Annotated in this window: 19 protein-coding genes; 5 read left to right on the top strand and 14 right to left on the bottom strand. The window is 58.6% G+C overall.

Features of this window, described 5'->3' with window-relative positions:
* Window positions 1-151: 151 nt before the first annotated feature.
* The 4 genes from NPS46_RS09530 to NPS46_RS09515 all read right to left on the bottom strand — a co-directional run bounded on the left by NPS46_RS09530 (window position 152) and on the right by NPS46_RS09515 (window position 4,057).
* Window positions 152-1,078, bottom strand: coding sequence for a tyrosine-type recombinase/integrase (locus NPS46_RS09530; RefSeq protein ID WP_274106497.1), 927 nt, complete (start codon window positions 1,076-1,078; stop codon window positions 152-154).
* Window positions 1,065-2,897, bottom strand: a complete 1,833-nt coding sequence (mobH, locus tag NPS46_RS09525) for a MobH family relaxase (protein ID WP_274106495.1) — start codon at window positions 2,895-2,897, stop codon at window positions 1,065-1,067. The genes NPS46_RS09530 and mobH overlap by 14 nt, the downstream gene beginning before the upstream one ends.
* A 415-nt stretch (window positions 2,898-3,312) precedes the next feature.
* Window positions 3,313-3,651 carry a hypothetical protein gene (locus NPS46_RS09520; RefSeq protein WP_274106493.1) on the bottom strand — a complete coding sequence of 113 codons (339 nt, stop codon included), beginning with the start codon at window positions 3,649-3,651 and terminating at the stop codon, window positions 3,313-3,315.
* Window positions 3,652-3,784: 133 nt separating this feature from the next.
* Window positions 3,785-4,057, bottom strand: coding sequence for a DUF1640 domain-containing protein (locus tag NPS46_RS09515; RefSeq protein WP_274106491.1), 273 nt, complete (start codon window positions 4,055-4,057; stop codon window positions 3,785-3,787).
* 380 nt (window positions 4,058-4,437) lie between these two features.
* Here NPS46_RS09515 and NPS46_RS25325 point away from each other — a divergent pair, with 380 nt between their 5' ends.
* Complete coding sequence (locus NPS46_RS25325; RefSeq protein ID WP_425312719.1) at window positions 4,438-4,827, top strand: DUF3742 family protein; 390 nt, start codon at window positions 4,438-4,440, stop codon at window positions 4,825-4,827.
* 64 nt (window positions 4,828-4,891) lie between these two features.
* Here the strand turns inward: NPS46_RS25325 and NPS46_RS09510 are convergent, their stop codons facing one another.
* The 4 genes from NPS46_RS09510 to NPS46_RS09495 are packed head-to-tail and all read right to left on the bottom strand — an operon-like array spanning window position 4,892 to window position 9,026.
* Complete coding sequence (locus tag NPS46_RS09510) at window positions 4,892-6,385, bottom strand: conjugal transfer protein TraG N-terminal domain-containing protein (protein WP_274106489.1); 1,494 nt, start codon at window positions 6,383-6,385, stop codon at window positions 4,892-4,894.
* A gap of 3 nt (window positions 6,386-6,388) precedes the next feature.
* Window positions 6,389-6,706, bottom strand: coding sequence for a hypothetical protein (locus NPS46_RS09505; protein ID WP_274106487.1), 318 nt, complete (start codon window positions 6,704-6,706; stop codon window positions 6,389-6,391).
* On the bottom strand, window positions 6,703-8,067 hold the full coding sequence (locus tag NPS46_RS09500) for an integrating conjugative element protein (RefSeq protein WP_274106485.1): 1,365 nt from the start codon (window positions 8,065-8,067) through the stop codon (window positions 6,703-6,705). Before NPS46_RS09500 ends, NPS46_RS09505 begins: the two co-directional genes overlap by 4 nt.
* Window positions 8,068-8,075: 8 nt before the next feature.
* Window positions 8,076-9,026, bottom strand: a complete 951-nt coding sequence (locus NPS46_RS09495; protein WP_274106484.1) for a TIGR03756 family integrating conjugative element protein — start codon at window positions 9,024-9,026, stop codon at window positions 8,076-8,078.
* A gap of 302 nt (window positions 9,027-9,328) precedes the next feature.
* Here NPS46_RS09495 and NPS46_RS09490 point away from each other — a divergent pair, with 302 nt between their 5' ends.
* The 4 genes from NPS46_RS09490 (at window position 9,329) to NPS46_RS09475 (ending at window position 18,974) form a co-directional block, all read left to right on the top strand.
* Entirely contained in the window at window positions 9,329-9,742 is a 414-nt protein-coding gene (locus NPS46_RS09490) for a helix-turn-helix domain-containing protein (RefSeq protein ID WP_274106482.1), read from the top strand.
* Between the two features lie 498 nt (window positions 9,743-10,240).
* Window positions 10,241-11,947: a ShlB/FhaC/HecB family hemolysin secretion/activation protein gene (locus NPS46_RS09485; RefSeq protein ID WP_274106480.1), complete on the top strand. Its 1,707-nt coding sequence runs from the start codon at window positions 10,241-10,243 to the stop codon at window positions 11,945-11,947.
* Window positions 11,948-11,976: 29 nt separating this feature from the next.
* Complete coding sequence (locus tag NPS46_RS09480; RefSeq protein WP_274106478.1) at window positions 11,977-18,651, top strand: DUF637 domain-containing protein; 6,675 nt, start codon at window positions 11,977-11,979, stop codon at window positions 18,649-18,651.
* 5 nt (window positions 18,652-18,656) lie between these two features.
* Window positions 18,657-18,974 (top strand): hypothetical protein, encoded by a 318-nt coding sequence (locus tag NPS46_RS09475; RefSeq protein WP_274106476.1) that lies wholly within the window; start codon window positions 18,657-18,659, stop codon window positions 18,972-18,974.
* 207 nt (window positions 18,975-19,181) lie between these two features.
* Here NPS46_RS09475 and NPS46_RS09470 read toward each other — a convergent pair whose 3' ends face one another.
* From NPS46_RS09470 to NPS46_RS09445, 6 genes are all read right to left on the bottom strand, one after another.
* Entirely contained in the window at window positions 19,182-19,442 is a 261-nt protein-coding gene (locus NPS46_RS09470; RefSeq protein ID WP_274106474.1) for a helix-turn-helix transcriptional regulator, read from the bottom strand.
* 140 nt (window positions 19,443-19,582) lie between these two features.
* Window positions 19,583-22,390, bottom strand: a complete 2,808-nt coding sequence (locus tag NPS46_RS09465; protein WP_274106471.1) for a conjugative transfer ATPase — start codon at window positions 22,388-22,390, stop codon at window positions 19,583-19,585.
* The gene (locus NPS46_RS09460) at window positions 22,390-22,803 is read right to left on the bottom strand and encodes a TIGR03751 family conjugal transfer lipoprotein (RefSeq protein ID WP_274106469.1); all 414 of its coding nucleotides are present in this window, start codon (window positions 22,801-22,803) and stop codon (window positions 22,390-22,392) included. The genes NPS46_RS09465 and NPS46_RS09460 overlap by 1 nt, the downstream gene beginning before the upstream one ends.
* Window positions 22,766-24,196, bottom strand: a complete 1,431-nt coding sequence (locus NPS46_RS09455) for a TIGR03752 family integrating conjugative element protein (protein WP_274106467.1) — start codon at window positions 24,194-24,196, stop codon at window positions 22,766-22,768. Before NPS46_RS09455 ends, NPS46_RS09460 begins: the two co-directional genes overlap by 38 nt.
* A complete protein-coding gene (locus NPS46_RS09450; protein ID WP_274106465.1) occupies window positions 24,186-24,983 on the bottom strand; it encodes a TIGR03749 family integrating conjugative element protein in 798 nt (265 codons plus the stop codon). Before NPS46_RS09450 ends, NPS46_RS09455 begins: the two co-directional genes overlap by 11 nt.
* The gene (locus NPS46_RS09445; RefSeq protein ID WP_274106462.1) at window positions 24,980-25,621 is read right to left on the bottom strand and encodes a PFL_4703 family integrating conjugative element protein; all 642 of its coding nucleotides are present in this window, start codon (window positions 25,619-25,621) and stop codon (window positions 24,980-24,982) included. Before NPS46_RS09445 ends, NPS46_RS09450 begins: the two co-directional genes overlap by 4 nt.
* Window positions 25,622-25,625: the final 4 nt, after the last annotated feature.

Below are 25,625 nucleotides of genomic sequence, written 5' to 3'. Positions count from 1 at the left end.
TGAGTGATCGACGCACGCGCAGCCTCCCCGTCGCCCTCTATAGCCAGCACCTTCTCGCGAGTGAGTCCTGCCGCTGTGGACGAATCCTGCTCGATAGCGGCCTGACGATGTTTGAGCGCCAGTTCGAAGGCTTCCCCTTGTGCAGGCGAGGTTACCTGCAATCCACGCACTCCCTCAGCATGTCCACATCCGTGGTCACGTACTCCAGCGTGGTCTTGATGCTGGTATGCCCCAGCAGGTCCTTGACCAGATGCAGGTTACGCTCGGGTTTTTTCATCAAGTCGGTTCCAAGGGTATGACGAAACCGATGCGGTGAGACTTTGCTCTGGCTGATCTCCGAAATTTTCCGGTAGCAGGCGGAGACCTGCCAGTGATTCATGGTTTTGCGCAGCTTATAGTGCTCGCTGAAGCGGTTGACGTTGAATAGTTGATCCTTGTTTTTGAATCCCTGCTCGCAGGCGGCAGCAAGGAGTTTTTCCAGGTACGGTTTCAGTTTCGGGGAGATCGGTACGGGATATTCCCGTTGTGTTTTCGATCCCTCGACCGTTGCCCGGATGATCAGGTTTTCGAGATCAATGTCGCAGACCTTCAGCATGACCAGTTGATTCAGCCGCAGGCCGGCGTAGTAAAACGTTTCGTTGACGACCTGCCAGAACCAGGCCGGTGTTATGCGACTGCGCTCCCCGGATCGTTCGTACTCCACCATCTGACTGAGCACTGCGCGTGTTGTGTCGATCTGGGTTTTGCTCAGGGTCTTTTTCGGTTTTTTGGGTTCTCGGATTGTGACGCCCTTGAACGGATTTGTGACGGTGTTGAGTAAACCCTGGTCGATGCCGAAGTTGTACAGCGCTCTAAGGTGCCTCACATAGCAATTCCAACTAACCTCGCGGATCTCGGAGAGCGCTTTTTTACGCCAGGTGAGGATATGGAACTGGGTGACTTCGCTTGGGAGGCGTAGCCCCTGTTTGTTCATGTTCTTGGTGAATTGGGCCAGTGCGCCCTGATAGCTATTCTGTGTTCTCGGCTTGAGGTGCCTGACAAAAAAGTATTCTTTCAACAGTTCATCAAAGGTCAGCATGTTTCTGCTCCTCGAGGTCGAGGCTCAGGAATGGGTTGTCGTAGGGCGTACTGGCCATAAGGGTTGCCGGGTCATTCATAAGGTAGCCCTTAAGTTTGCGAGTTCTCTTCTGCCCGCTGACCGTGCAGGTCCAAATGTTCAGGCCGTTGTCTGTTTTTCGGTGCAATCGCAGTTTCTGGAATTGCTTTTGGATGGTGCGCCACGTCTCGGGCTCTTCAACCCTGCCGGCTATTTGAGGATGCTCCAGAGCAAATCGCTGAAAGATGCCGGGCGTGACGAGGAAGAAGGTTCCCGCCACGGTATGAACTCTGGCTTTCACGTCGTTCATCACTATTTTCTGCTGGAGCAACCCTTGTCGGAGCCACATCAAGAACAGAGTGCCCGTGTTGGTGGCCTCCAGTGGTGGGGCGATGTCGCCGGCAGCGGATGGTGGCTGGAGGAGAGTGTTAGGCGTGTTGGCGTCGAGGTCCTGGATAGGTTCAGGAAATAGTGAATGCTGGTGATCGGGGTTCTTCACGGGCTGGGCCAGATATTCTTCCTCGTAAGCTGGTGGTAGCTCTTCCTGGATTGGCTCGGCCTCGATAGCGGTAGTTTGAGGGAGTAGGGTGTCTTCGACGGTGCCGGTAAAGCTGTCGGGGCGTTCTTCTGCACCCCAGATCAGGGCAGGAGCGACTTTGAGCATGGTGAGTCTCTGGCTCCAATGTCGGCTTGGGTCGTCGACGGTGCAGTTCCAGATGGCCATGTTGTTCGGAGTGGGCTGGATGATGTTGTGGGCCTGCAGCTCATCGAATAGCCGGCTGTTGCGATGGGGAACGCCTTCGAACCCCTGGCTGAGAAGGTAGGCTTTGAGGCGGTCAGTTGCCGGTTTGCTGACCAGCCAGAGAGCCTCTTCGGTTAGCCATCCTATTGACCCCGGTTGATTGAGTCGGAACTCGTTTTGCACCAGGTAGCGCAGGCCATTAACCAGCTTGCCCTGGAGTGACTCTCTTGGTGTTTCGACCGCCTTCGTCGGGTTGCCGCCCAGCGCCCTGGAGACCGAGGCCTGGTCGGCCTTGATCACCAGTTCGCCGAGTGTTCCCGCACGTTCGTAGTGCCCGCTGAGTGCACAGGTCATTGCGCCAAACAGGGCCGGCGTTTGGGCGAGCCAGTCGAGAATTTCCGGGGACAGGACCTGCAGTGCGAGCAGGCCGCCGGCAGCAGGGTGTCGACTGTAGTCGCGGCCTTTCACGAATTTCATTCGGTAAGGCTCTGTGAGCGGGCCCTGCCACGGGTGCCAGACTTTCCCCGAGGCGAGTTCGATATGCTGGTCCACGGCGATTTTCCCTAGATCATGCAGCAGAGCGGCATAGGTCAGGCCGGCCGTCCAAGCTTCTGCCTCGGCCGACTGGTCTTCCGGAGCGGCACCCGAAGGGAGGAGGTGGTTCTGGCGCAGCTTCAGGGCAAAGACGATGATTTCCAGGCCATGATCCAGCAGGCCTCCCGGGTAGGCGTGATGATGATTTTCGGACGCGGGGAGGCGTTGGACCAGATCTGCGTAGCGTCTGATGGGGGCCAGATACAGGCGTTCGAAGTGCTCGCTACTCAGGGCGGTACGTTGCCAGATCATGTTGACGAGGTGCTGTCGCTCGGCTGTGGCAAGCAGCTCGTCGGGATTGAGTGCGTCTGTATAGCTGTCGGGGATCCCGGCCCTTTGCGCCAGAGTGCTTGTTGGTTTTTTCCGGAGAAAATAAAGCATTGCATCGCTACTCCGTAGCCTTTTGCTGTTCCTGTTTGCGATCAGAAAACCTTTTCGGATAGGGCTGTTACCGTTGACTGCCATTCCCATAGTCCCTTCCTACCCTTTTCTGGACCATTTCCTCCTTTTGGGTCTGGCCGGGGCAAGCCGCAACTGTTTCTCAGCGAGAGTGACTTGTAGGTGTCATTTATACGCAGTGTTTTTTGGGGGGCCTTGGCGAATCTCCATTAGCTGCCGTGGGAGCATTCTGGGAAGGCGATGGGAGTGGCGAATGGGGCAGAGTAGTGCTGGGCACGAATGTTACCGTTCGATAGGTAAGGTAAAGCCCGGCGGTTTATTGTTTGGTTTCGACACTGAGCTGAATAAGGCGTGATTGCGACCGCATCATTCAGAAACTCTGGAGTCTAGGCGATGTGTTGCACAGCGAGGGCATCAATATTGTTGTGTGAGCAGCCATAAACCGTGCCCGATGGGCAGCGGTTTATGGCTGTGACCCTATCTATTGAAAGGTAGGTAGAACTTCATCCTTCAGAGCGATCCTCAACAGAGAGGGAGCCCCTTTCTTCTGTTCAACCCTAAGTTGCAGATGCAGTTCCTCCGGGAACTCCTGCTTGTTGCTGGGCTTTATGCGAAACACCCAAAAATCGAGTGTCAGCGCGTTGGGGTGTTTCAGCAGCTCTTTGTGGGCTGACTTGATGAGCAGGTACAGACGCAAGGTGTAGTGGCGAAGATTCAGTTCAGGGTGTTTTCCATCGATCGCAAGACTCCAGAGTTGTTCGCTGATGGCTATGGGTAAATGCAGCAATACAATCTTTTGCGAGGTGGGGAGTTTCGGCATGTGTGCCTCCTTGAGATAAGCGGAGACACACGTCACCCGGGCAGGGGAGTGTTTCCCCGCGTGGGTTTGAAGAGGTGTAGGTGTCAGGATTAGGTTGTGTTCAACCGTCCTTCTGAACCGGGTGGGCGAAGATCTAGAGACTCGCCAAGGTGATCAGATCAAAACAGAGCTTGAGCAGCGGTACGGTAACGCAAGCGAAAATCCCCCCGAGTTGCCAGCGCATGATTTTCATCTCTGATCGCAGCTCGGAGAGAGAGGCGCTAAGACGGGTTTCAGACTGTTGCACGTCAGCCTTGGTCGCGAGTATTTCCACATCGGTTTCCCAATCTTCAGCCACCGCTCTCGCCTTTTCGGCAGGGACGTTGGCTGCGATTAATGCGTCATACAGCGTGAAGGACAGTTTCATGGGAGCTCCTGATTTGACGGAGAGAGCCCACCTGACGGTGGGTTTCCGTCAGGTTTGGTTAAAAGGCATTCGTCATCGAGTGATCAATGACTGTTCGCACTGCCGAATGCGTTGCGAACTGTGGGTGGATCCATGCGGTTAGGCCGCATTGCAGTCGTGAGGATCCTGGCTGCCTGGGCATGTTGCCGACAACATCGGCGAAACATTACGTGAGCATGGAAAATACCTTTGGGAGCGTCAAGCTCAACTGTCTCAGATAAGCGGGCGCTATCCCGGTTGTGCTTGTAGTCCTCTTCTGAAAATCCCCGATTGTCTTGACCCATAAGGTGGGGGGCTCTAATTGTTGGAGCATTCATGCCGAGATTGATGCAGAGGTCGTTATGGCTGGCAATACGATTGTTTCGAGGGGAGGGGCCTTTGGGCGAAGAGTTGCTGCAGGGCTGAAAAGGCTAATGGCGCTCGAAAGAGATCTTATTGAGCGAGCCGGCAGATGGAGCGGGACTGTTAAATGGGGTCTTCATTTGATCCGGCTTTCGATCGCACTTTCTCTTGTCAGCCTGACGCTCTGGGCTTTGATCGTTGTTTTGCCTTTTGTGCTTATCGTGTGGCTGGTAGTCGCTTGTAACGAGCGGACTGAAGAGGCTAGTTCTTGGAGATGCAATGCATCGGATCATGATTCGATGAGCGGTTATGGATATAGAGACGGTTGGGAGGGCTATGGGTTATATGTTGGAGAGTTCCGCATCGACTCTGGTAGCGATGTAGATTAGGTGCGCAGAGCTGGTTAGCTCCATGGGGAAAAGTCTAGAACTTCATAGTATTTGGTTTCTTTGATTACGCATTGGGTAGTTTTCCAGCGGTCTGCTTTGCCTCTGCAGCAGGCGTAGATGCCCGGCTGCCGGCCCCGGTAACAGCGTCAGCAACCCCACCCAACTTGAACCCGGCCAACCCCATAGCCCCAACCCATAACGGGGGTAGGATCAAGAACATCGCGCCAGTGACAAAGCTGATGAACATATCGCCTGTCGCATTGCTGAGCCCGCTGAGATTGAGGCTGCTGTGCGGGCTGCCGGCTCCGTACAGGGCGTCGATAAGTCGCGTGTCTATCCAGCGGGCGAGTTCAAACCAGAAATCAAGGAAGTACAGCCCGAACAGGGTGAAGGTCAGCGACATGGCTGCTTTCAGATCGAATGTGCTGACGACCAGGACGACGGGAATGCAGATGATCATCGCCATGGTGATGTAAGCGATAATGTTCGGCAGTGACTGCCTGAGCGAGGCTATTAGGGGGAAAAAGCCCAGCCCCCCCACCGCGCTCCCGACAACAGCCCCGGCTCCTGCCGCAATATCCCCCACATTCGGATCAAGTGAGTTGTACCCCGTGTAGACCGAGCCTGAGGTCAGTGCCTGATTTCGCGGTGATACCAGCACCTTCAGCATTGCATCCTCGACTTCCCGGCTCGATCTGAAATCGTAGGCGCCCTTGAGCAGTTCCCAGGTCGTTTTGGGTACTTGCGCAGTCAGTCTGGTCCGCAGCCCCAGTTGGCTATCGGCCCACCATTCGTTGCACTTGGGGTATCCGCCCTGGGTGGTGACGCTGTAGCCCGCGTCACGCACGGGATCGAACGGCCATTCCCGTCGCGGGGACTGGGCATTGAACGTGTCGTAGTAGCCAGGTGTGTCGAGAAAGAGGCTACTGCCGATCCAGCCTGCCTCGGTGATTTGTTCTTCGCTCAGTTTGGGGCGTGTCTCCAACAGTTTCACTCGTGCGGCGGCGTAGCACTGGAACACAAAATCGCCGACCTCGTCGCGCAGGTAGGGATCGCGCAGCCGCGTACTGTCCACTTTCATCTGCACCTGGCGAAGATCCGCGCCACAGGGCAGGGCGCTGATGGCGGAAGCCGTAACGCCTTTCGAGACGCTGTGCACAACGAGCCACCAGATCGGCACCCTGGCCGTTCTGCCGTCCAGGGTGCTGAAGCTGGCTCCCCAGGCTGTTTCGGCGGGTTTTACCACCACACGACCGCATTGTTTGGAGCGTGTTTCATCGTATTGGATGACGCCCAGGTCAATGGGGACATAGGGCATAAAGGTAAAAACGATAATGACGGCCATGACCAGCAGACGAGTCTCGACCCAGGTCAGCGAAAGCAAACCTTTGTTGCCTTCGTCATGCCCCTGGTCCCGGGCCTTGAGCCAGGACGACACCACCACTGCGATGATCGGAACCAAGGCGAGCCCAGTACCGAGCAGGATGCTGGTCAGGGCGTTGTGCATGATCCAGGCGAGCAGGGTGAAGAAGTACTCGACGTAACTGTTGGTGGTCACGCGCTACTCCCCCGGTGGGTTGAGTGAGTGGATCGAGAGTTCGATGGCCACGATAAGGAGGACGCCCACTATTTCGATCCGGCGGGCGGTGTTGCGGGCCGCCGGCGTATGGCCTTCCAGTGCGATTTGCGCGGCTTTCCAGCGCCGCCATTGATGGAACAGGAGGCCGTAGAGTGTCAGCCGCAGCAGGAGGAAAACCGGGCTCAAGCCCGGTTGCAGCTGTTCCAGGTATCCCTGGTCAATCGCTATGCCAGTTCCACCAAGGCCGGCTATCAGGGCCAGTCTTTTTGGACGGGAAGCAATCACCTTGCTGATCTTCATTTGCGCACCTCGCGGGCCGTGTCGGCGTTCTCGACCCGTTCGGTTTCCGGGTCGAGTGGATCGATCCGTCCGGTCTGCTTCTGCCGTCCGATCAGGCGCTCCAGCAGGTTTGTCGCCGTGTTGTTGGACAGTTCGCGACGCAGCTCGAGCTCGGTCTTGATCAGGTCGATTTCCCGCTCAAGCGTGGCCAGGTTGCGGTCGTTGGTAGTGCCGGCTTCCTTGACGTTGGCGATATTGGGTTCGTGCATGCCGGCGCGTAGCGCACGCATGGCCCAGACGGACTGTTCCAGTACGCGAACCAGCGCCAGTTCGCCGGAAAGCCGCTCCAGCAGAATAACCCGATCGGGGTCCTGGGCCAGGGCCGACATGAGGTTGCGGGTGACCCGCAAACTGCCACCGGACACCTGCCCAAGATTGTCCAGGTCGATGGGCTCCTGGCCCGTGAGCATGGCGCGTAGGAGGTGGGCGATTTTGTCCTGCTCTTCCTGGATGACCGGGGTCAGGCCGGTGCCTGCGGTGCTCTGCGAGGGCGGGCAGTTGTCGCAGGTGTGGATCTGTTGGTCGCCGACCACGCGCTGCATAAATTGGGCAGCCTGTTCGGGCGTGTTCCAGGTCCGGCACAGGCCACCACTGCAGGCGCTCGGTGAGACGGGCGAGCGGTCGTTGACCGGGCGGGCGTTCAGGATGTTGTAGCCGGCCTGCATGGTGTCGTGGGTGACCTGTACGGGAGGCTGGCCACGTCCGCCCCGGGTTTCACCGCCCAGCCATTTCAGACCCTGGTCGCCGCTTTCCTGTTTGACTTTGCGCATCGAGGACACTGCATCGCCCCCGCCGGTGGCAATGGCTTCGCGCAGGGTTTCAGCGTTGGCGGCGCTTTTCCACTCTTGGTCGGTGCTGATATCAGCGATGCGCTCGGACAGGCGTTCGCAGTTGAGCTCGCTCTTGTCGAAATCCATTCGAGCCTGCAGGACGCCATTGTTCAGCAGGTCATAGAGATCCGGGTTGGAGCGTTTCAGGATCAGGGCCGGCAGCCCGGCCACTGCACTGCTGAGACTGCCGGTGATGTCCGTCCACAGTGACTTGAAGCCTTCGGTGGTGCCGTTGAGCGAGTTGGTGACAGTGGCTTTCATATCCAGCCGGCTGCACATGGCCAGGCCGTTGAAGCGGGCACCCATGCCGATACTGCTGGGGGTGCTCATGGATGAAGGCGGTGTCATCAGCGTGCCGCCGCCGATGGCGTAATACACCCGGTCACTGAGGGTGCCCGAGGCACTTGAGTTCAGGCCGGCCGCGCCTTGCGCATGAGCCGCAGTGATCGGCCACAGAAGGCTTGCAGTCAGCAGCAAGGCCGGGCCATTCATTGCGTACCTCATTGTGTGAAATCGGTGCTGCCGAGCAAGGTCTGCCCTTTTCGCTCGCAGCAGGAATAGGGGCGCCAGAGCGACCAGGCATAGGCGCCGGAAGGGCTTTTCGAGGCGGCCAGGCTGCCTGTGTCGGCGGCATTTGGGGTGGGGAAAACGGCGCAGGAAGACTCAGTGACGGGCCAGACGGCTTGCCATTTATGGGTATGGGGGGCGCCTTCCTTGATCGGGCCTGGCGGCCAATAGCCGGGCTGGGCACGCACCACCAGAGGCTGATAAACATGCGGCTGGCCCTGGCGGGTGACCAGATCGCCAGCTCGTTGGGTGGTCACGGCGGCGGCCTTGTCATCGCGGGTCTGATTGACCCAGCCGGAGCGTGGATAGAGATGGCCCCAGGCATCGCCGGGCGAGCCGATTTCCCGCAGCCCGGGCGTCAGAGCCTCGGGGTAGAGGCTTTCGGGAATGCCATGACGCCAGGCGAGGCTATCCAGGGTACTCAGAAAGTACGGCATATAGGCCATAGCACCCGATTGGCAGGCGTAGCCCGAGCCCGAAGCAAATTGGGAAAAGACAAAGCCCCCGGGGTGGCCGATGGCATCGGCGTTCTTGAAGCGCTCCGAACTGTAGGCCCGCGAAGAGTGGTCATTGCCGCCGGCCTGGGCCATGGCATTGGGCCGGCTGAATGAAGCCACTTCGGCCCAGGGATTGGCACCGGTCACGGCGTAGCTCGAGACCACCAGTTCGGGAATGAAATGCCTGACTTTGGTGGAGGTCTCCACCTGGCAGCCGAAATGGGTGCAGTGCAGCCAGTAGCAGACGCCGACGGCCCGGTATTCCAGGCAGTCAGGCGAAAGCGTCGAGCCGACCAGCGTCGCGGTATCCAGGGCCAGGGCTGATCCGGCGAATGAAAAAGTGCCGACGGCCAGGGCGCGTAGGCGTAGGGATTTAATCGCGGGCATAAAGCTGTACCGACGAACGTGTGTTTTGCAAAAGAGCCTGGGGGGGCTGAAGACCGTGCAGACGGAGATAAGGGGTTTGCGCGGCATGGTCCGGCCCTCGATAGGTATTCGGAGCCATGCTGGGGACGGAGGGCGTTGAAGGCAGCCCCCAACTCATTTTTACCCGCAGGTTAGTTTCGGGAGGGAATTACTGCTGTTGAGTTTGGTGTGTCTGAAATGACTGGAATACTTTCTCCAGTGCCCAGCTATTGGGGTTGTGTCGAATACTCCGCAGCGTCACAAATGGATTGTGGAGATGTTTTATGCCTTTCAAGGATGACCGGGCGATTCTGTCCGATGAAAAGGATATTGCCGCTGCCGTAGAAGGTCAGCGCGTGCTGGCGGCTTTTCTGTCCATCCAGTGTGCAAGCCAGCGTATCGATATCTTCGACCTGGAGAGCAAGGGGCATGCGGTTGTGCTGCCAACCCTTGCCTTGCGTCTGCTTGTCGACATTCTGGGAGAACTGGCCAATGGCAATGCCGTAAAGGTGGTTCCCGTTAACACCGAACTGACGACCCAGGAGGCTGCCGACCTGCTCAATGTGTCGCGGCCCCATCTGGTGAAGATACTGGAGGCGGGAGCGCTACCGTTTATCAAGACGGGCTGCCATCGTCGGGTCCGTTTTTCAGACCTGATGGCGTTTAAGCAACGGCGCGATGCTGACAGCGCGCGATGACCACGGGGGCTACGGTAAAGAGCGTTAGATCAGCATCGGCAGGATCAAAGGCCAAGGCGCGGGCTATCAGGCGCGCATCAATCGGTTGTTGCACCGATACATGCAAGCCCAGCAGAGTCATCGGTGATAAACCGTTCTTGAGTCAGTTCAACTGGGCCTAAACCTGGTCGAACGGATGTGCCGTAAAGCTAACGACCCGATCGCTTCGGCCTGATCTTCGATGTGCAAGGCATTACGTTTACCGTTGTCCAGGCTGAGGTGGAAGAAGCTCGAACCTAAACGGCACTGGCGCAATATGGCCGTCACCAGAACCAGACTTCGCTAGCACTCCTCCGCATCCGACTTTCCCCCTTTCTCTGTCAATCACGTCAGATGGGACTCTCAGTCCCAGGCCTTTTTAGAGTGATTTGAGAAGTATCTGGTGGCTTATGGCCATTATTTCATCTATAAACGTGCCGGCCAGCAAAATGGCGACCCCATTGTTTCGAAGGATCGAACATGTCTTCACTCGTCTTAAGGGCGAGGTTGTGCGTTGGGCTATTGTGTTGTTCATTGATGAACTGCGCCCTCGCTGCTCCCTCTCCGGGTGATACGGACCTTATCCGTGATCGGCAGGATCGTCTGCTTGAAGAGCAACGTCGTCGACTTGAAGAACTAAAGGATCTGCCCGGGAGACCCTCTGCTCCTGTGGCACCCGCGACGCCAGTTGATAGCCGCTGCTTTCCCATCAAAACCATCGAACTCACCGGCGCCGATACCCTGTCCGAACGCGAGCACGAGCGGCTGCTAGCGCCCTACCTCGGCCAATGTTTGGGGGTGTCGCAACTCAACGAGTTGCTCAAGGTCATCACCGACTACTACATGGAAAAAGGACTGGTCACCAGCCGTGCCTACCTGCCCCAGCAGGACCTTTCCAGTGGCAATCTTAAGGTGTTGGTGGTGGAAGGTCGGCTGGAGGGTCTGAAGGGGGCTGATGGTAGCGGTTTGACCGAGCGGGAACTGGCGATGAGTTTCCCGGGCAAGTCGGGCGAGTTGCTGAATCTGCGCGAAATCGAGCAGATGGTCGATCAGTTGAACCGGCTTCCTTCAAACCGCGCGCAGATGGAACTGGCTCCCGGCCAGGAAGTGGGTGGCAGCGAAGTCCTGGTAAAAAATACACCTCAAAAGCCCTGGCGAGTGGGCCTGGCCCGTCATAACGATGGCCAGAAGAGCACCGGCGAACAGCAGTGGGGTGCGTCTTTGGACTGGGACAGTCCGTTCGGTCTAGCCGATCAGTTTTCCCTGCGGGGTGGCCATGATGCGATCAGCGATCGTCACAAAAGCTCACGTAATGCCATGCTCTATTACAACCTTCCATTCGGCTGGTGGAACGCCAGTTACACCTATAGCGAGAGTGAGTACCGCTCGCAGGTGCAGGCCCAGGGATTTGCCTTCAAGCAAAGCGGTGACAGCCAGAATCACCAGTTACGCCTCGATCGTGTTATCCATCGTGATGCACTCAGCAAGACGTCGATCAATAGCGGCCTGACATATCTGCGGACCAACAACTTCATCAGAGACAGCAAGCTGTCGGGCAGCAGTAATCGCCTTAGTGAAGCCCAGTTTGGCCTCAACCACGGCCGGCGTATCGGTAATGCCTTCGTAAACGTTGATCTCGGTATGCAGAACGGCATCGGGGCTTTTGATGCTCAGGGCAATCATGATCCACGGCCGGGCTTGCCGGACGCTCGCTATCGTAAATACACGGCCACTGTCAGCTATCTGCACCCCTTTAGTCTTTGGGGCGAGTCGTTCACGTTCAGCAGCTTGATGACCGGCCAGCGCAGTGAAGATGTTCTCTTCAGCCCCCAGCGCATGAGCCTTGGTGGGCAGTCTTCGATTCGCGGATACAAAGACCAGACTCTCTCCGGCGACAGCGGTGGTTACTGGCGCAATGACCTGCGCTGGAGTCGCCCGATCACGCTGGATTGGTTACGCCCGGTGTTTGCCGAGTACGGCACCAGCTTGGGCTATGACCAGGGTGTGATTCGCCATGATCGCTATAACGACAACTATCACGGACGGATGTCGAGCAATTCGGTGGAGCTGTTTGCACGGGGTCAGCATATGGCCGCGACGGTGACGTTCGCCCATTCGCTGGAGCGACCGGACCCTATCGTTGAGCGCGAAGCTCCGATCTATTTCCGGATGGATTTCTTCCTCTAATTGACTGCTGCACCTTTCGAGAGACTGACATGGACGTTAGCCACCTGGACTTTCTGGCCCGACAGCCTTCTGCTGCGCTGAGCAAACGCGAGCACTTCTGGGGCATTCCCAAGCGCGGGCTGGCGATTATTCTGGCCAATGCTCTGTTCTGGCAGCCGCTGCTGGCGCAGGCCGACGGCATTGTGGTCAGTGGTTCGGGAACCAGCGTCGGCCAGTCGGCCAATGGCGTGCCGGTCATCAACATCGCCGCGCCCAATGGCAGTGGCCTGTCCCATAACCAGTTCCATGACTACAACGTCGGCAGCCAGGGCATCATCCTCAACAACTCGACGCAGGATCTGAAAAACACCCAATTGGGTGGGCATATTTTCGGTAACAGCGGGCTGAATGGGCGTGCTGCAACCGTGATCCTCAATGAAGTCAATGGCGGTAACCCGAGCCAGTTGCGCGGTTATACCGAAGTGGCAGGGCAATCTGCCCATGTCATTGTTGCTAACCCCTACGGCATCAGTTGCAACGGCTGCGGTTTTATCAACACGCCGCAAGCCACGCTGACCACCGGCAAACCGGTGATCGAGAACGGCCAGTTGACGCGGTATCAGGTTGATCAAGGCAGCATTTCTATCGACGGCGGTGGCCTGAACGCCAATAACATCGACCGTTTCGAAATCATTACCCGCTCGGCCAAAATCAACGCTGAAATCCAGGCACGCAATCTGACCATTGTGGCGGGGGCCAACGATGTCGATGCGCGATCTCTGGACGCTACTGCCCGTGCGGCCAACCCGGTTGATGTGCCACAGCTTGCCATCGACTCCTCGGCCCTGGGCGGTATGTATGCCGGGGCCATCCGACTGGTGGGTACTGAGGCCGGTGTGGGGGTGAAACTCCACGGGGATATGGTCGCCAGTGGCGGTGATATCCATATTGATGCCAACGGTCAGCTTAGTCTGGCGCGCACCGCTGCCAGCACCGATGTGATCCTGGTAGCCGAGCGCATCGAACTCAATGCCGATACTTACGCGGGGCGTAGCGCCGAAGTGCGGGCCGAGCAAGTCGAGGTGAGAGAGAGCCTGGCGGCCGGCAGCCACTTGCAAGTGGACAGCAACCACCTGAGCAATACGGGCATCCTCGAGGCTGGAGTAGATGCCGACGGTAGTTTCAACCCTGCCGCTCACTTGCAGCTTAACGGCGGGCAGATCGATAACTCGGGCAGCATGACTTCTCACGGAACCCTTACGGCCGATGTGCGAAACCTGAACAACCAGGCCGGCAAACTGACGGCGACCGGTGATGCGAAGCTCACGGCCGATACCCTGAACAACCAAGGTGGGCAGGTTCTGGCTCAGCGCGACCTGAACATTCAAGTCGGCACCAGCGATAACCGCGGCGGCAAATTATTGGCTGGTCGCGCCTTGACCGTCAGCGGTACCGACCTTAACAACCAAGGCGGTACCGTCGCTGCTACTGCTGCGATCAAGACCGAATTGAGCGGTACGCTGAATAACACCTCGGGCTTGGTGGAAGCCGGGACCCTTCTCGATCTTGGTGCTGACACGCTGAGCAACGCTAATGGCCAACTGCGTGCTTTGGGCGCCAGCGGTACCAGTCGTTTCGCCATCGGTGGGCGTTTCGATAACGACAACGGCAAAGTGGAGCTTGGTAATGCGAAGCTGAGCCTGAGCGCCACCCGCTTTGACCAGGCTCGCGGTGGTCGTCTACTGGTACTGGGCGAGCTCGATGCCGACGGTGTTGACTGGCGCAACGATGGAGAGATCGACACTCAGGCTAGTCGTGTATCGCTGAGCGGCAGCTATCAGGGAAATGGTCGCTTGATCAGCGAGCAAGATCTGGTCCTCAACGCTACAAGCCTGACGATAGGCAATGAGGCGCAAGTACGGGCAGGTGGTAAGGCTGAGCTGACGCTTGATGGTGAGCTACGCAGTAGTGGGGTCATTACAGCAACGCAGAGCCTGAAGCTGGTGGCGGACAAGGTGCACAACCTGGGCACTCTGGGTTCGGCCGGAGCCGTGCGCATTGAGGCCCAAGAGCTGCAGAACGAAAACGGATTGTTGTTCAGCGGTGCTGATATGCAACTGCGCGGCAAGTCGCTGACTAACCGTTTTGGGGACATCTATAGCTTCGGCTCGCTGGATTTTGCCCTGGATGATCAGTACGCCCGTGCCGAGTGGCTGGAGAACATCTCCGGCACCATCGAAAGTGCGGATGATATGCGGTTGTCGGTGAACAGCCTGATCAACCGAAAACACAAGCTGGTGTTCGATCGGCGGCTGGTTTCAGGCAACATCAGGGTGACCGGGACCGACAACTGTAAGGGTGATCATTGCGAGGCTGCTTATGCGGTCAGTGAAACCTACGCGCCGCATATCACTGAGGACTCTGCCAGTGCCAATCTGATGGCTGGCGGTGATCTGCGGTTTAACGGAGCCACGTTCGACAACCGTTTCAGTACCGTGTCGGCTGGTCACGATATCAGCATCGATACTGAGCAGTTCTTCAACACGGGGGCGGGTGGCGGTGAGCTGCATTCCTCCAGTTATTACATCTACACCAAGAGTGACAGCGCCTATTGGAACTTCATTAGCAATTTAGGCAGCTATAACGCGTATAACGATCCTGCGTCTGCTACTTACAACCCCGGCGCCCTCCCATTCTCAAGCATTGCATTGGGGAGCCAGACTGGCGGCAGCGTGACTGCCATCGCCGGGAGCGTAGTCGCCCCTGCCATTGTCCAGGCCGGTGGCAAGGTTGATATTCTCGGGCGCAAGACCCTAGAAAACTCAGTGATCCGCGAGGACGAAGTCATCCTGCCGGGGGGAGGCCGTATTGGGGATACCCAGATCGGTACTGCACCGTCTCCGACACTGAACCCGCAGTTGCCACCAGACTTGGCTCAGCAAACGGTTGACCCGCTTGCTTTACCCAGCTTCAACTTGCCCGAAGGGCAAAATGGTTTGTTCAGCCTTAGCCTGAACCCTGACCATCCCTACCTGATTGAAACCAACCCGGCGTTCGCGAGCCTGGGGGGCTTCCTTAATTCCGACTATCTGTTCGGTATGCTGGGTTATGACGTTGACTCGGTACAGCGCCGTCTCGGTGATGGCCTCTACGAACAACGCCTAATTCAGCAAGCCGTAGTGGCACGCACCGGCAAGCGTCTGCTCGATGGCTTGGCTTCGGACGAAGCGCAGTACAAGTACCTGATGGATAACGCCATCGCCAGTAAAGATACGCTGAATCTGGTGCCGGGGATTGCCCTGACTTCCGAGCAGGTCGCCGCCCTGACGCACGATATCGTGTGGATGCAGGAGCAGGAGGTCAACGGGCAAAAGGTGCTGGTCCCTGTACTGTATCTGGCGCAGGCCAATGACCGCCTGGCACCCAATGGGGCGCTGATTCAAGGGCGAGATGTTGCGCTGATTACCGGCGGCGAGTTGAAAAACAGCGGTACGTTGCGTGCGAGCGTCAACCTCGATGCCAGTGCTAAAAGTATCACCAACAGTGGCCTGATGCAGGCCAATGAGCGGCTACAACTGTTGGCCACTGATAGCATTCGCAATACTCAGGGCGGCATCGTCAATGGTAAGGATGTCTCGCTGTTAGCCAAGGATGGCGATATCACCAATGAGCGCAGCATTGGTACCAGCACAGGCCGTGATGGTGGTTTCAGTTGGAGTCAGAGCGTAGTGGACAACGCAGCGCGCATCGAGGCCAGCAACGATTTGGCACTGGCAGCCGGACGTGATTTGCGCAACATCGGTGGCGTGCTCCAGGCCGCAGGTGATGCCCAATTGGTGGCTGGACGTGATCTGGTGATTGGCAGTGCCACTGAGGTAGACAGCGCTCAGGCTCAATTTAAAAAGTACCAGTCCACCAGCCAGACCATTACCCAGCATGGTAGCGAGGTGAAAGTCGGCGGCAATCTTATTGCTAATGCTGGCGGGGATCTTATGGTTGTCGGCAGCCGTGTCCAGGCGGGCGGTGATGCTGGGCTATATGCCGACGGAAACGTCACCATTGTTTCTGCGGCCAACGAAAGCTCATCGCAGTTCAATCGCAAGAGCAGCGGCAAAAAAGTGCACGCCGAAGAGCAGCGCATCACCCAGCAATCGTCAGTGATTGAAGCGGGCGGTAACCTGGAGGTGATGGCCGACGGTAACCTGATACTCAGTGCCAGTCATCTCAAGGCGGGTGGCGAAGCCTACCTGTATGCCGGCGAACAACTGGCTTTGCTGGCGGCGCAGGATAGCGAGTACTCGCTGTACGACATGAAAAAGAAGGGCGGCTGGGGCAATTTGAAGACCCGGCGTGATGAAGTCACGCATACCACTAATGTCGGCAGCGAGATCAAGACCGGAGGAAACCTCACTCTCAAAAGTGGTGACGACCAGCATTACCAGGTTGCCAGCCTAGAGAGTGGCAAGGACCTGACGCTAGAGAGTGGCGGTAGTATTACCTTTGAGGGCGTCAAGGATCTCGATCAGGAGAGCCATGAGAAAACTAATAACAATGCGTTCTGGAACGCATCCAAGGGCAAGGGCACTACCGACGAGACCTTGCGTCAGACTCAGATGTTGGCGGCCGGTACCATTGTCATCAAGGCTGTTGAAGGCCTGAAAATAGATATCAAACAGGTGGATCGGCAGTCGATCAGCCAGACCATTGACGCAATGGCCAAGAGTGATCCGAAACTGGCCTGGCTCAAAGAGGCCGAGACTCGTGGTGATGTGGACTGGCGGCAGGTCAAAGAGATCCACGACTCTTTTAAGTACAACAACTCGGGGCTGGGGCCGGCATCCCAACTGATTATTGCCATTGTCATGGCTGCGGTCGTAGGGCCGGCCGCACTCAGTGCGGCGGGTGGCGCTACAGCGGCATCGGTGACCGCCGGGACCCTAAGCGTAACCACGGCAGGTGGTCTGTCTGCAGCTGCCAGTGCTGTAGCTGTGGGGGCCGCAACCAACGCCACAACCAGCTTTATCAACAACGGCGGTAATCTAGGTGCCGTATTCAAGGACGTAACCTCTTCCGGTGCCCTTAAGGGATATGCCATTTCTGGGGTAACGGCTGGTTTGACATCCTCGTTCTTCAACGAATGGACCGGGACTAAGACAGACCTGACTACCTCGAAAGTGACCGTGCCGTCATCACTTGGAACTTGGACGGGAGTGGGGCAGTTTGCTAGCAGCCAAGTGTTGCAAGCAGGCACTTCGACGCTGCTGAGCAAGGCACTTGGTAATGGCGGGGACGTCAGTGATGCGCTCAAGGGGGCGTTGTTTAATACGCTGGCTGCCGTCAGTTTCAATGCGGTAGGCGATTATACGATCGGCAAGTACATGGATGGCACGCCGCAAAAGGTAGCTATTCATGCCATTGTCGGTGGCCTTCTGGCCCAGGCCACAGGGAGTGATTTCAAGACGGGCGCCCTGGCGGCAGGAGCTAATGAGCTGCTGAGCGCGCATCTGGATGTTCTGGTCAAGGGCGACAAGGACCTCCAGAGCATGGCCTCCCAGATTATCGGCGTTCTGGCCGCAGCGGCCCAGACTGATACAGATGCGAGCAAGATGCAGTCGGGTAGTTGGGTCGCCAAGAATGCGACCCAGTACAACCGGCAATTGCATTCTGAAGAGGATAAATGGCTGCGCGAGAACGCCAAGAAATTCGCTGCCAGTCAAGGCATCAGTGAACAGGTCGCGCTTGAGCGTTTGAGTCAGCAAGCCTTGAAAGAGGTCGATTATCTTTGGCGAGCTCTGTTAAGTGATGGCTCTGATAGCGCCGCAATGGATTTTCTGGCCAAAAACAGCCAGACGTTCACCAACGAACTGGGTGAGCAGCAGGCGTTATTCACCGCACGGGGCCAGCAGTTGTTCAGGCCTGAGATGTTTGCCGATACCGCAGATCCGCAGTTCTACCGCCAGTTCGTCCAAAGTGGCATCAGTCGTAATTTGGACCAAGGACTGCTCAAGGAGTTGAAAGACTCCGGTATCGATCTGAAAAACGGTGCCGTAGATCTGGCAAAACTTGTCGCGGATCATCCGGGTACTGCCGTTCAGGGATTGTGGGAGGGCATCAAGGGTATTCCGGGTGGAGTGGTTGACGGCTTTTATGAAAGCGGTCAATCCATTGGGCAGGGCGCCGCAGTAGCCTTCAACCAGGAAATTGCGGACAAGCTCAATGCGATCTATAGCGTTGATGTGTCTACAGCCCAAGAAACCCTGCTGCTTGTGCGGACCGTGTATGCGGTCGCAGGTGCTGGAGCGGTGGGGAAGGCGGGTGGCAAAGTCACTGCAAAGGTCAGCGAAGCGGTCTCCAAAAAACTGGATGATGTTCTCAAAGAGGCAAATGAACGGGCGCTGCTGGCGAAGAATGGTGAGGGATCGTTAGGGGGTGGGCACAATGTCGATCCAAAAGGAATGCCTTCAATCGTTGAGCCAAAAATTGCTCAGCAGATGGGGAAGCGAGGTTGGACAACCGATTCTCTTGAAGGTGTTATCGCAAACCCAAGCAAGACTGTTGTGACTAAAGACACTAGGTTTGATCCTATTTCTGGTACTAGACTTAATGATCCCGCAACCGGTTATGTTGCTAAAGATGGTTCTTACGTTGTAAGAAATGATCGGACTGGTGCAATCGTGCAAGTATCGGATAAGAATGATAAGAATTGGGTCGCCCCATGGGACTAAATGCAATGAATGAATTCATATTGTTTGGAGGGGGGCCAGAGCCCACTAGGCTTTGGGGCGGGACGCCTTTATTTAACTTGATTGATGGACATAAGTTACTGGTTTTTTGTGATGAACATGATGTGGCCGTACTCGGAATCGAAGGATTCAAAGTCGTAGGGGATAAAAGAGTGCCTGACATGGATTGCATTGCGGATTTTTCTGCCCTGGCTATGACTACCGGAGAGTTATTTTCCGCCCAATCTAGAAAGTCTGCCAAGTACTTCATAGACTCGATTTCAGACCCTGATACGCTATTGGAGTTTGTTTTAGTTAAAGATTGATGCCCCCAAAAGATCTGCAATCGGTGAGTAGACGACTTATCTCAATCGGTACCATCGAGCAGAGGGCCGAACTCTTTGCGAGCAGGTATCGTCAGGCTGACAAAGTCTTCCATTACTGCTCCTGGACGATACTTCAGCACGTATTCATCGCACTCCCTGTAGAGCTGACGGCCAACCGTGAGCTCACGTGAGTGTTGAGGATCATGCTCAAGCACTCCCTGACCGCTGTTCGCTGAGGATGTCTTCAATCGTGCGTTCGTGCCCGGTCTTTACCAGCTTTAGGTCATAGCTTGCCGCTTCCAGCAGTCGAACCAGTACTGAGACACTCATATCGCCTTTGGCCAATGTTTCCATGCGCGCTACCGTGGTGCGTGAAACACCTGCACGGCTGGCCAACGCTTTCTGGCTTAGTTTCGCATCGCTACGCGCCTGTTTGAGCATTTCGGAAATATCGTAGAGAGAGGTCATTTGTAGCCCCTGGGCATCAAAAAGAGCTGTGCTGCCGGAAAATGTAGCTCTTGGGCTACAAAACAGGTGTTCTAGTCACTATTTGTAGCTTGAAGGCTACAAACCAGATGAAGGGCGAATAATCGACGCGACAGGGCACTTCACTTTCGATCATCCGCATCAATCCCGCGCAACCGATCAATCCTCTGCGCCACCCGGCAAGCCGCCTCCAGCTCCGTTATCCCATGTTCTTCCATCAAGGCCCGGCGCTCGGCCTTTTCATCTTTTTCGGTCATGCCCAGCGCCAGATAGATGCTTGGGGGCACCACGCGAAACAGTGCTTCGAGTTTCTTGGCCAGCACCACGCCTTCGGTGTATTTCCCCGGTTCCTTGCCGGCGCAGAGCAGCAGTTTTTTCTGGGCGTCGGTCAGGCGTTTGAAGCGGGCGATTTCTTCTACTTCATCCGGCGGCATGGTCAGGCACAGCCACCACTCGATCATGTTCAGCAGCTTTTTCGCCACGTCGGGGAAGTCCTGCATGTTCTGGGTGGCGATCCAGTACCAGAAGCCGAGCTTGCGCCACATTTTGGTGATCTTGACCGCATAGGGCGCCACCAGCGGGTTGGTGGTGATGATATGGCCTTCGTCGGTGAGCACGATCCCCTGGCGGCCGGAGTGTTGCTCGCGTTCGGCGATGTTGTTGGCGCGGTTGAGCAGGGCGATGTAGGTGATCGCCATTTGGCCTTCGTAGCCTTCGCGGGCGAAGGTGGCCAGGTCGATCAGGGTAACGTCCGCATCCGGCCAGGGCGCGGTGGGGGTGTTGAACAGTTCGCCCTCGAAGCCCTGGCAGAACAGTTCCAGCGCTTCGGCCATTTCGGCGCTCCGGTCGCGGCGTCGGGCGGGGCGTTCGCTTTGCCGGGAGATCTCGATCAGTGCATCCCTGACGTGTTCGGGCAGGGTCTGTTGGCGAGCCGCGTGGGTGTGCCGCGCGGCGAGCAGGATCGCTTCGCGGATCATGCTGCGGTCCGCGCGCGAGATCAGGGCTATTTCCCGGGATTCGCCGCCGGTGATCATCAGCCGCGCGGCAATCTCCATTTCGCCGAGCAGATCGCGTTGGCTGTCGTCGTCATCGCTGCTGTCCTCTTCGTCGTCGGGCAGCAGTGGGTCGTTGTCCAGAAGCAGATTGTCTTGCTCGAGCAGCTTCCAGGCCTCGGAAAACGGGTTGAGGCTGAGGCGTACGCCACTGGCCTGGCGCAGCCCGTCGGGTTTGATCGAGAGCCGGTTGACCGTGATGCCATGGCGGGCGAAATCATCGGCCAGAAGACCGAATGAGTTGCCGGCCTCGATCACGAACAGTCGCGGTCGGACGGTGGCCATCACTTCGGACATCAGTTTGACCAGCGTGGCGGATTTACCGGCGCCGGTTGGCCCGAGGACCAGCAGATGGCCGTTGGCCTGGCGATCGCGCCGGTCGGTCGGGGCGAAGCACAGGGGCTCGCCGCCTCGGTTGAAAAACGTCAGCCCGGGCGTGCCCGTGCCGCGCGAGCGTCCATAGAGCGGGACCAGCGAGGCCAGGTGTTGGACGAACATAAAACGGGTGTACCAGTCGAAGCGGTCGTCCAGAGGGTTGAAGGCCATGGGCAGCCAGCGCACGTAGCTGCTGCAGGGGCCGACTTCATCTTCCTCCCTGACCGGCTCCAGGCCCGCGCCAAGTAGGGCCGAGCAGAGGCTACGGTATTTGCCGCGCAGCCCTTCGTCGCTAGCGTCGCGGATAAACAGGCTGATATTGCCCTTGTACAGTTTGTGGCGTTCGCCCAGATAGTTTGCGGCCTGTCGGCAGTCCTGGGTGGTGCGCAGGGAGTCGATGTTGTCGCCGATCGACTTTCTGGAGAGGCGGGCCAGGTGTTCTTCCAGAGTGTCCTGGGGGATGACCAGCAGCGTGACGGCGAGGATCGAGCCTTCTGGCATCAGGTCGAACAGGGCGTTGATCGCGTCGCCCCGCTCGATCTCGCCGGTGAGGTGCCCGGCGAGGGGCGCCTTGCGCAGTTTCTCGACGGTCACGATCCGGTGCGGCTGTCCGTCGAAGTACCAGCCGCTTGCCGGTTCCGAGCGGGGCGTGGTGAAGAGCAGTGATTCTGCCAGGTCCCCGTGCGCGAGCGGCAGCGCATCCGGTGCATCCGGTGGGTCGTTGTCCAGCAGAGCGGCCAGGGCTCTTGAGTCGCCCTGGGTCATGGCCGGCGCCGGATTGAACCAGGCGGTCAGCCAGCGCTTGAAGGCGCGCTGGTTCATGCGCTCGAGGCGCACGTCGACGCTGGACAGCGCGGCCGTGAGCCGGCTGCAGGCGGTATTGAGCGCCTCCAGCGGCGATGGGTCATACAGGCTGACCCGCTCGGTGCGCGGTATCCAGCGATAGACGATCAGGCGGACCCGGCGAATCGAGCCGCGCCATGCCGTGCGGGTGATGGTTTCATCCTGGAACAGGCCGCCTTCGCGCGCGATGGATTGCAGGTGCCGACGGGTCTGTTGCAGGAAGTAGTGTGTGTAGTCGGTCTGGCGGATGTCGGGGGCAATGGAGTGCTCCAGATGTTCCTGATACTCGCTCAGGTCGTCGCTGTCCTGGCAGTAGAACTGCACGATCCAGGGGCTTGATGCCTTCTCCTCGAAGGAGTCCTGCAGGGCGTCTTCGATGCTGTCGCGCAGGCGTTCCAGCCAGGCCTGGCTGCGGCCCTCGGTGGCGACGGCCGTTACGTCGAAGGCGGCCCCCACCGAGATGGCGTCGCTGAGCAAAATGGCCTGCTCCTTGTCCAGGAACTCGACCCAGGGCAGCAGGGCGGCGAAGCTGGGCAGGGGCGTGTGCATGCGCTCGACATCACGCTGTTGCAGCGGGCGCGAAGGTTCTCCCGGGGCCGCGAAGAGTCGGTGGGCTTCGGCCGCGGCGGGCTTGAGCCGGGCGAACAGTTTTTCCAGCATCAGTAATCGTCCGTCCGTTCGCCGGGCATGGCGTAGTGGGTCTGCGAATAGAAGGGGAAGACGGTCGAGTAGCCGGGCACCGGGACGGGTTCGGTGCCGGCCAGATGGGGAAAGACGTACATCACCAGGTCAGGGTTGGGTAGGCGTGGAAACAGGTTGTGGATTTCATTGGCGGCGGTGCGGCTGTAGGCGCGGTTTTGCTCGAAAGACGCTGACCGGCTGTGGCTATCCAGCGGCCGCCGCAGGGATGCGCGGGCGTCCAGCCATTCGCGCTGCGTGCCGCTGCCATTGTTGCGCCACAGATCGAGCATGCTTTGGTCGCCATGGGGCAGCAGGCGATCTTTATCAGTCGAGCAAGCGGTGATCAGGGCGGTGCTAATCAAGATCCAGCCGAGCGGATTGAGCGCTTTCATCGTTCACCTTGCGTCCGTTGGGTTCGTAGTCGATGGCGATTTCGCGGGTCATGTGGATGGCCACCGGCTGGCCGGGCGGCACATAGATGGCGTCGAACATCTGCCCGTAGCGCTCCATCGCCCATTTGCGAATGTCATTGAGGCCGCCGGCTCCAGCCTTACCGGCGATGTAGCGGCCCAGATTGCCGGTGACGGTGCTGCTGGAGCCCTGGGTGTCGGCGGTCACTGTGGTTTGCTGGGCCGCTGCGGCTTCGCCGGCCGCCGCTGCCGCGCCCATGAGGATCTGGGTGGTGATGAAACTGTGGGCATTGCTTTTGCGCTCGCCGGCAATGCAGGGAATGCCATAGGGGTCTGACAGCCAGCCGAGTTTCGCGCGGCGGGCGTTGTCGGTATCGGCGCTGCGTTGGGGTGGGGGGATCGTGCGCACGCGGCCATCGTTGAAGACGAAGGTGATGCTGTTGATCTCGGCACTGATGCACGACAGCGTCCAGTCGCCAGTGGCGGTGCCGGACATCACGGCCGAGGCGACATCGGGTAACTCGATACCGTTGGCCGTCAGGTTGTCGCGGCCGACTAGCACCTTGAAGGGATAGGGATCGGAGACCGCCCCGGCGATCGGAATCCGGCCGATCATTGCGGTCATGGCGACCGAGCCGATCAGCGTCGCATTTTCCGGGATGGTGTAGACCGGGCGGGCCTGTTCCAGGTCGCGCTCGCCCTTGAGATTGGCCCGCAGGTCGTGCTGCGCGTGGGCAATGGGGTTGTCGCGCTCCAGGTCACCGAGGGCCTGGCTAAGACTGCTGAACGCCGAGGCGGGCGTGCTGCTTGGCAACAGGCTATTGCCGTCCTTGAGCGGCGGCTGGTCCAGCGGCTCCTGCCAGATGAGTTCGTCGCTGAGGGGGGTGATTGCGGATCTGGGGAGGCCGTTGTCTTCGAAGCCTGTCCCGATCGGGATTTCGTTCTGCGTGCCTTGTCGATTCTGCAGGGTTTGGAGTTCGTTTTTCAGCTCGTTCATCATGTCGCCGAACAGCGAGGTTTCCTGATCGTTCTCCTGACGGCTCTCGCTGATTGCGCTGCGGATTTTGTGGTCAATGGTCTCGGCCTGGCCGTTCAGGTGGCGATTGGTTTCGGCGAGCGCCTGGTTCTGCTGGCTGAGTTGCTCCATATCCCGACGCATCTGTTTGACCTGGCCGACCAGGGTGGCCACGGTGTCGCGCGGGGTATCGCCTTCGATGCCCAGGGCTGCCAGTTCCTCGCGGGTCAAGCGAGAGTCCAGGGGCAGGGCGGCTGGCGGGGCGTCGTTCGATGCCCGGGACCCCGGCCAGAACAGCCAGAGGACGACGGCCACCAGCACGCCGATCAGCATGATCCTCAGCAGCGGATTACTGGTCATGGGCGCTGTCCTGGGGAGCAGGCCACAGAGCGGCCTCCAGGCTACGACCCTGGGTGACGAGGTAGACGATGGTGGTGTCTTCCGGGCTGCCGGCGGCGCCCAGATAGTCATGCTGGAAGGTCGCGCCATGGAAGTCGCCCTGCAAGCGGCGCGGGTCCAGCATGATGCGTTGCGCCCCGGGGTTGCGCAGGTGCACGGCGGTTACGGTCCAATCCGCCAGTGCCCAAGCGCCTACGGCATGGGCTTTGATCTCCAGGTCGGGGAGCAGACGGGTCAGTTCACCCTCGGCCCGCAGTGGCGCCGGCCGGACGCCGGGCAGCGGTTCGATGGCGCGCAGTGGTGCGTACAGCATCTGCGCCGCATGGCGGGTCAGCAGCACCGGAACCGGCGTGCCGGCGATGGGCGTCGTTGCATTTTCCGCAGGTGTCCGCGGCTCCCCACGCTGGGCGGTACTGATGATGCGCAGTGGTTCCAGCGCGTCGCCCCGGGTGGTGGCGGCGATATCCAGCAACAGGATCTCGCCGTTGTGGACGTCCTGCAGTTGAATACGCGCGGATTCGATGGCTGCACTGGCCTTGAGGTAGATCGCCCCGGCGATGCTCTGCACCCGCAATTTGCCGTGCAGGTCCGGGGGCATTCCCACCCGCAGGGTGCGATCGACAAACACAATGCGTTCCTGCTCGACCGCCAGTTGCACCGGCAGCGGTATACGTTGCCACTGCAGGATTTCCACGGCGGCGACGCAGGGGCTCAGCAGCGCAATGCCGAGCAGGGTCCATCGTTTCATGGCTGCTCCTTGTCGCCAGCCTGCCATTCGAGGCGCTGCGGGGTCTGTGCATAACAGTTGAGTTGCAGGCCGAAGGCATTGCGCTCCGGGTCGACGTCATAGCGAACGATGTGCACGGGGTAGCGAACCATGCTGCTTTTCACTTTTTCACCGAGGTAGAACTCGTCGGTGACCAGGTCGAGATCGACGGTCCAGTCATCGCGGCTGTTGATATGAATTCGTCGGGTATCCAGGCTGCGCCCGGGGATTTCGTACACGGCCCGCTCGCGGCCCTTGAGTTCATTGGCGGCCTTGCGCTCATTGAAGTCGTGGGTCAGGTAGCGTTTGCAGGATGGCGTCAGGTAGGCGTCGAGCAGCGCGATATTGCGCGGGTAATCCGCTTCGCCGTCTTTCGGCCAGCGGTTGAGCTGCTGGAACACATAGAAACCGAAGGCATAGACGGTGCCGGGATCGATTTCCCACCACAGCCGGGTGCTGCCCGAACGCAGGTCCGGCGGGTTGTGCACCGTCAGTTGCCGGGGCGCCTGGCTCCAGCCCCAGGCGTTGGCCAGGGCAATGATGACCAGCCCGCCGGCACCCAGGCGCAGCGTGCGGATATGGTCTCTGAGACGGTCGACCTCGCGTTTGTATTGGCTCATCGGG

The organism is Pseudomonas putida, from assembly GCF_028682395.1.
GTDB lineage: Bacteria > Pseudomonadota > Gammaproteobacteria > Pseudomonadales > Pseudomonadaceae > Aquipseudomonas > Aquipseudomonas putida_AB.
Note: the sequence above shows the minus strand (reverse complement) of the source record. Positions and strands in the feature narration are given on the sequence as shown.

What these genes read in the sequence shown, in the direction of transcription:
- NPS46_RS09465 (WP_274106471.1), bottom strand. Translation starts at nt 22,390, where the DNA reads ATGCTGGAAAAACTGTTCGCCCGGCTCAAGCCCGCCGCGGCCGAAGCC.
- NPS46_RS09520 (WP_274106493.1), bottom strand. Translation starts at nt 3,651, where the DNA reads ATGCCGAAACTCCCCACCTCGCAAAAGATTGTATTGCTGCATTTACCC.
- NPS46_RS09485 (WP_274106480.1), top strand. Translation starts at nt 10,241, where the DNA reads ATGTCTTCACTCGTCTTAAGGGCGAGGTTGTGCGTTGGGCTATTGTGT.
- NPS46_RS09490 (WP_274106482.1), top strand. Translation starts at nt 9,329, where the DNA reads ATGCCTTTCAAGGATGACCGGGCGATTCTGTCCGATGAAAAGGATATT.
- NPS46_RS09455 (WP_274106467.1), bottom strand. Translation starts at nt 24,196, where the DNA reads ATGACCAGTAATCCGCTGCTGAGGATCATGCTGATCGGCGTGCTGGTG.
- NPS46_RS09495 (WP_274106484.1), bottom strand. Translation starts at nt 9,026, where the DNA reads ATGCCCGCGATTAAATCCCTACGCCTACGCGCCCTGGCCGTCGGCACT.
- NPS46_RS09530 (WP_274106497.1), bottom strand. Translation starts at nt 1,078, where the DNA reads ATGCTGACCTTTGATGAACTGTTGAAAGAATACTTTTTTGTCAGGCAC.
- NPS46_RS09470 (WP_274106474.1), bottom strand. Translation starts at nt 19,442, where the DNA reads ATGACCTCTCTCTACGATATTTCCGAAATGCTCAAACAGGCGCGTAGC.
- NPS46_RS25325 (WP_425312719.1), top strand. Translation starts at nt 4,438, where the DNA reads ATGGCTGGCAATACGATTGTTTCGAGGGGAGGGGCCTTTGGGCGAAGA.
- mobH (WP_274106495.1), bottom strand. Translation starts at nt 2,897, where the DNA reads ATGGCAGTCAACGGTAACAGCCCTATCCGAAAAGGTTTTCTGATCGCA.
- NPS46_RS09500 (WP_274106485.1), bottom strand. Translation starts at nt 8,067, where the DNA reads ATGAATGGCCCGGCCTTGCTGCTGACTGCAAGCCTTCTGTGGCCGATC.
- NPS46_RS09505 (WP_274106487.1), bottom strand. Translation starts at nt 6,706, where the DNA reads ATGAAGATCAGCAAGGTGATTGCTTCCCGTCCAAAAAGACTGGCCCTG.
- NPS46_RS09450 (WP_274106465.1), bottom strand. Translation starts at nt 24,983, where the DNA reads ATGAAACGATGGACCCTGCTCGGCATTGCGCTGCTGAGCCCCTGCGTC.
- NPS46_RS09480 (WP_274106478.1), top strand. Translation starts at nt 11,977, where the DNA reads ATGGACGTTAGCCACCTGGACTTTCTGGCCCGACAGCCTTCTGCTGCG.
- NPS46_RS09475 (WP_274106476.1), top strand. Translation starts at nt 18,657, where the DNA reads ATGAATGAATTCATATTGTTTGGAGGGGGGCCAGAGCCCACTAGGCTT.
- NPS46_RS09460 (WP_274106469.1), bottom strand. Translation starts at nt 22,803, where the DNA reads ATGAAAGCGCTCAATCCGCTCGGCTGGATCTTGATTAGCACCGCCCTG.
- NPS46_RS09445 (WP_274106462.1), bottom strand. Translation starts at nt 25,621, where the DNA reads ATGAGCCAATACAAACGCGAGGTCGACCGTCTCAGAGACCATATCCGC.
- NPS46_RS09515 (WP_274106491.1), bottom strand. Translation starts at nt 4,057, where the DNA reads ATGAAACTGTCCTTCACGCTGTATGACGCATTAATCGCAGCCAACGTC.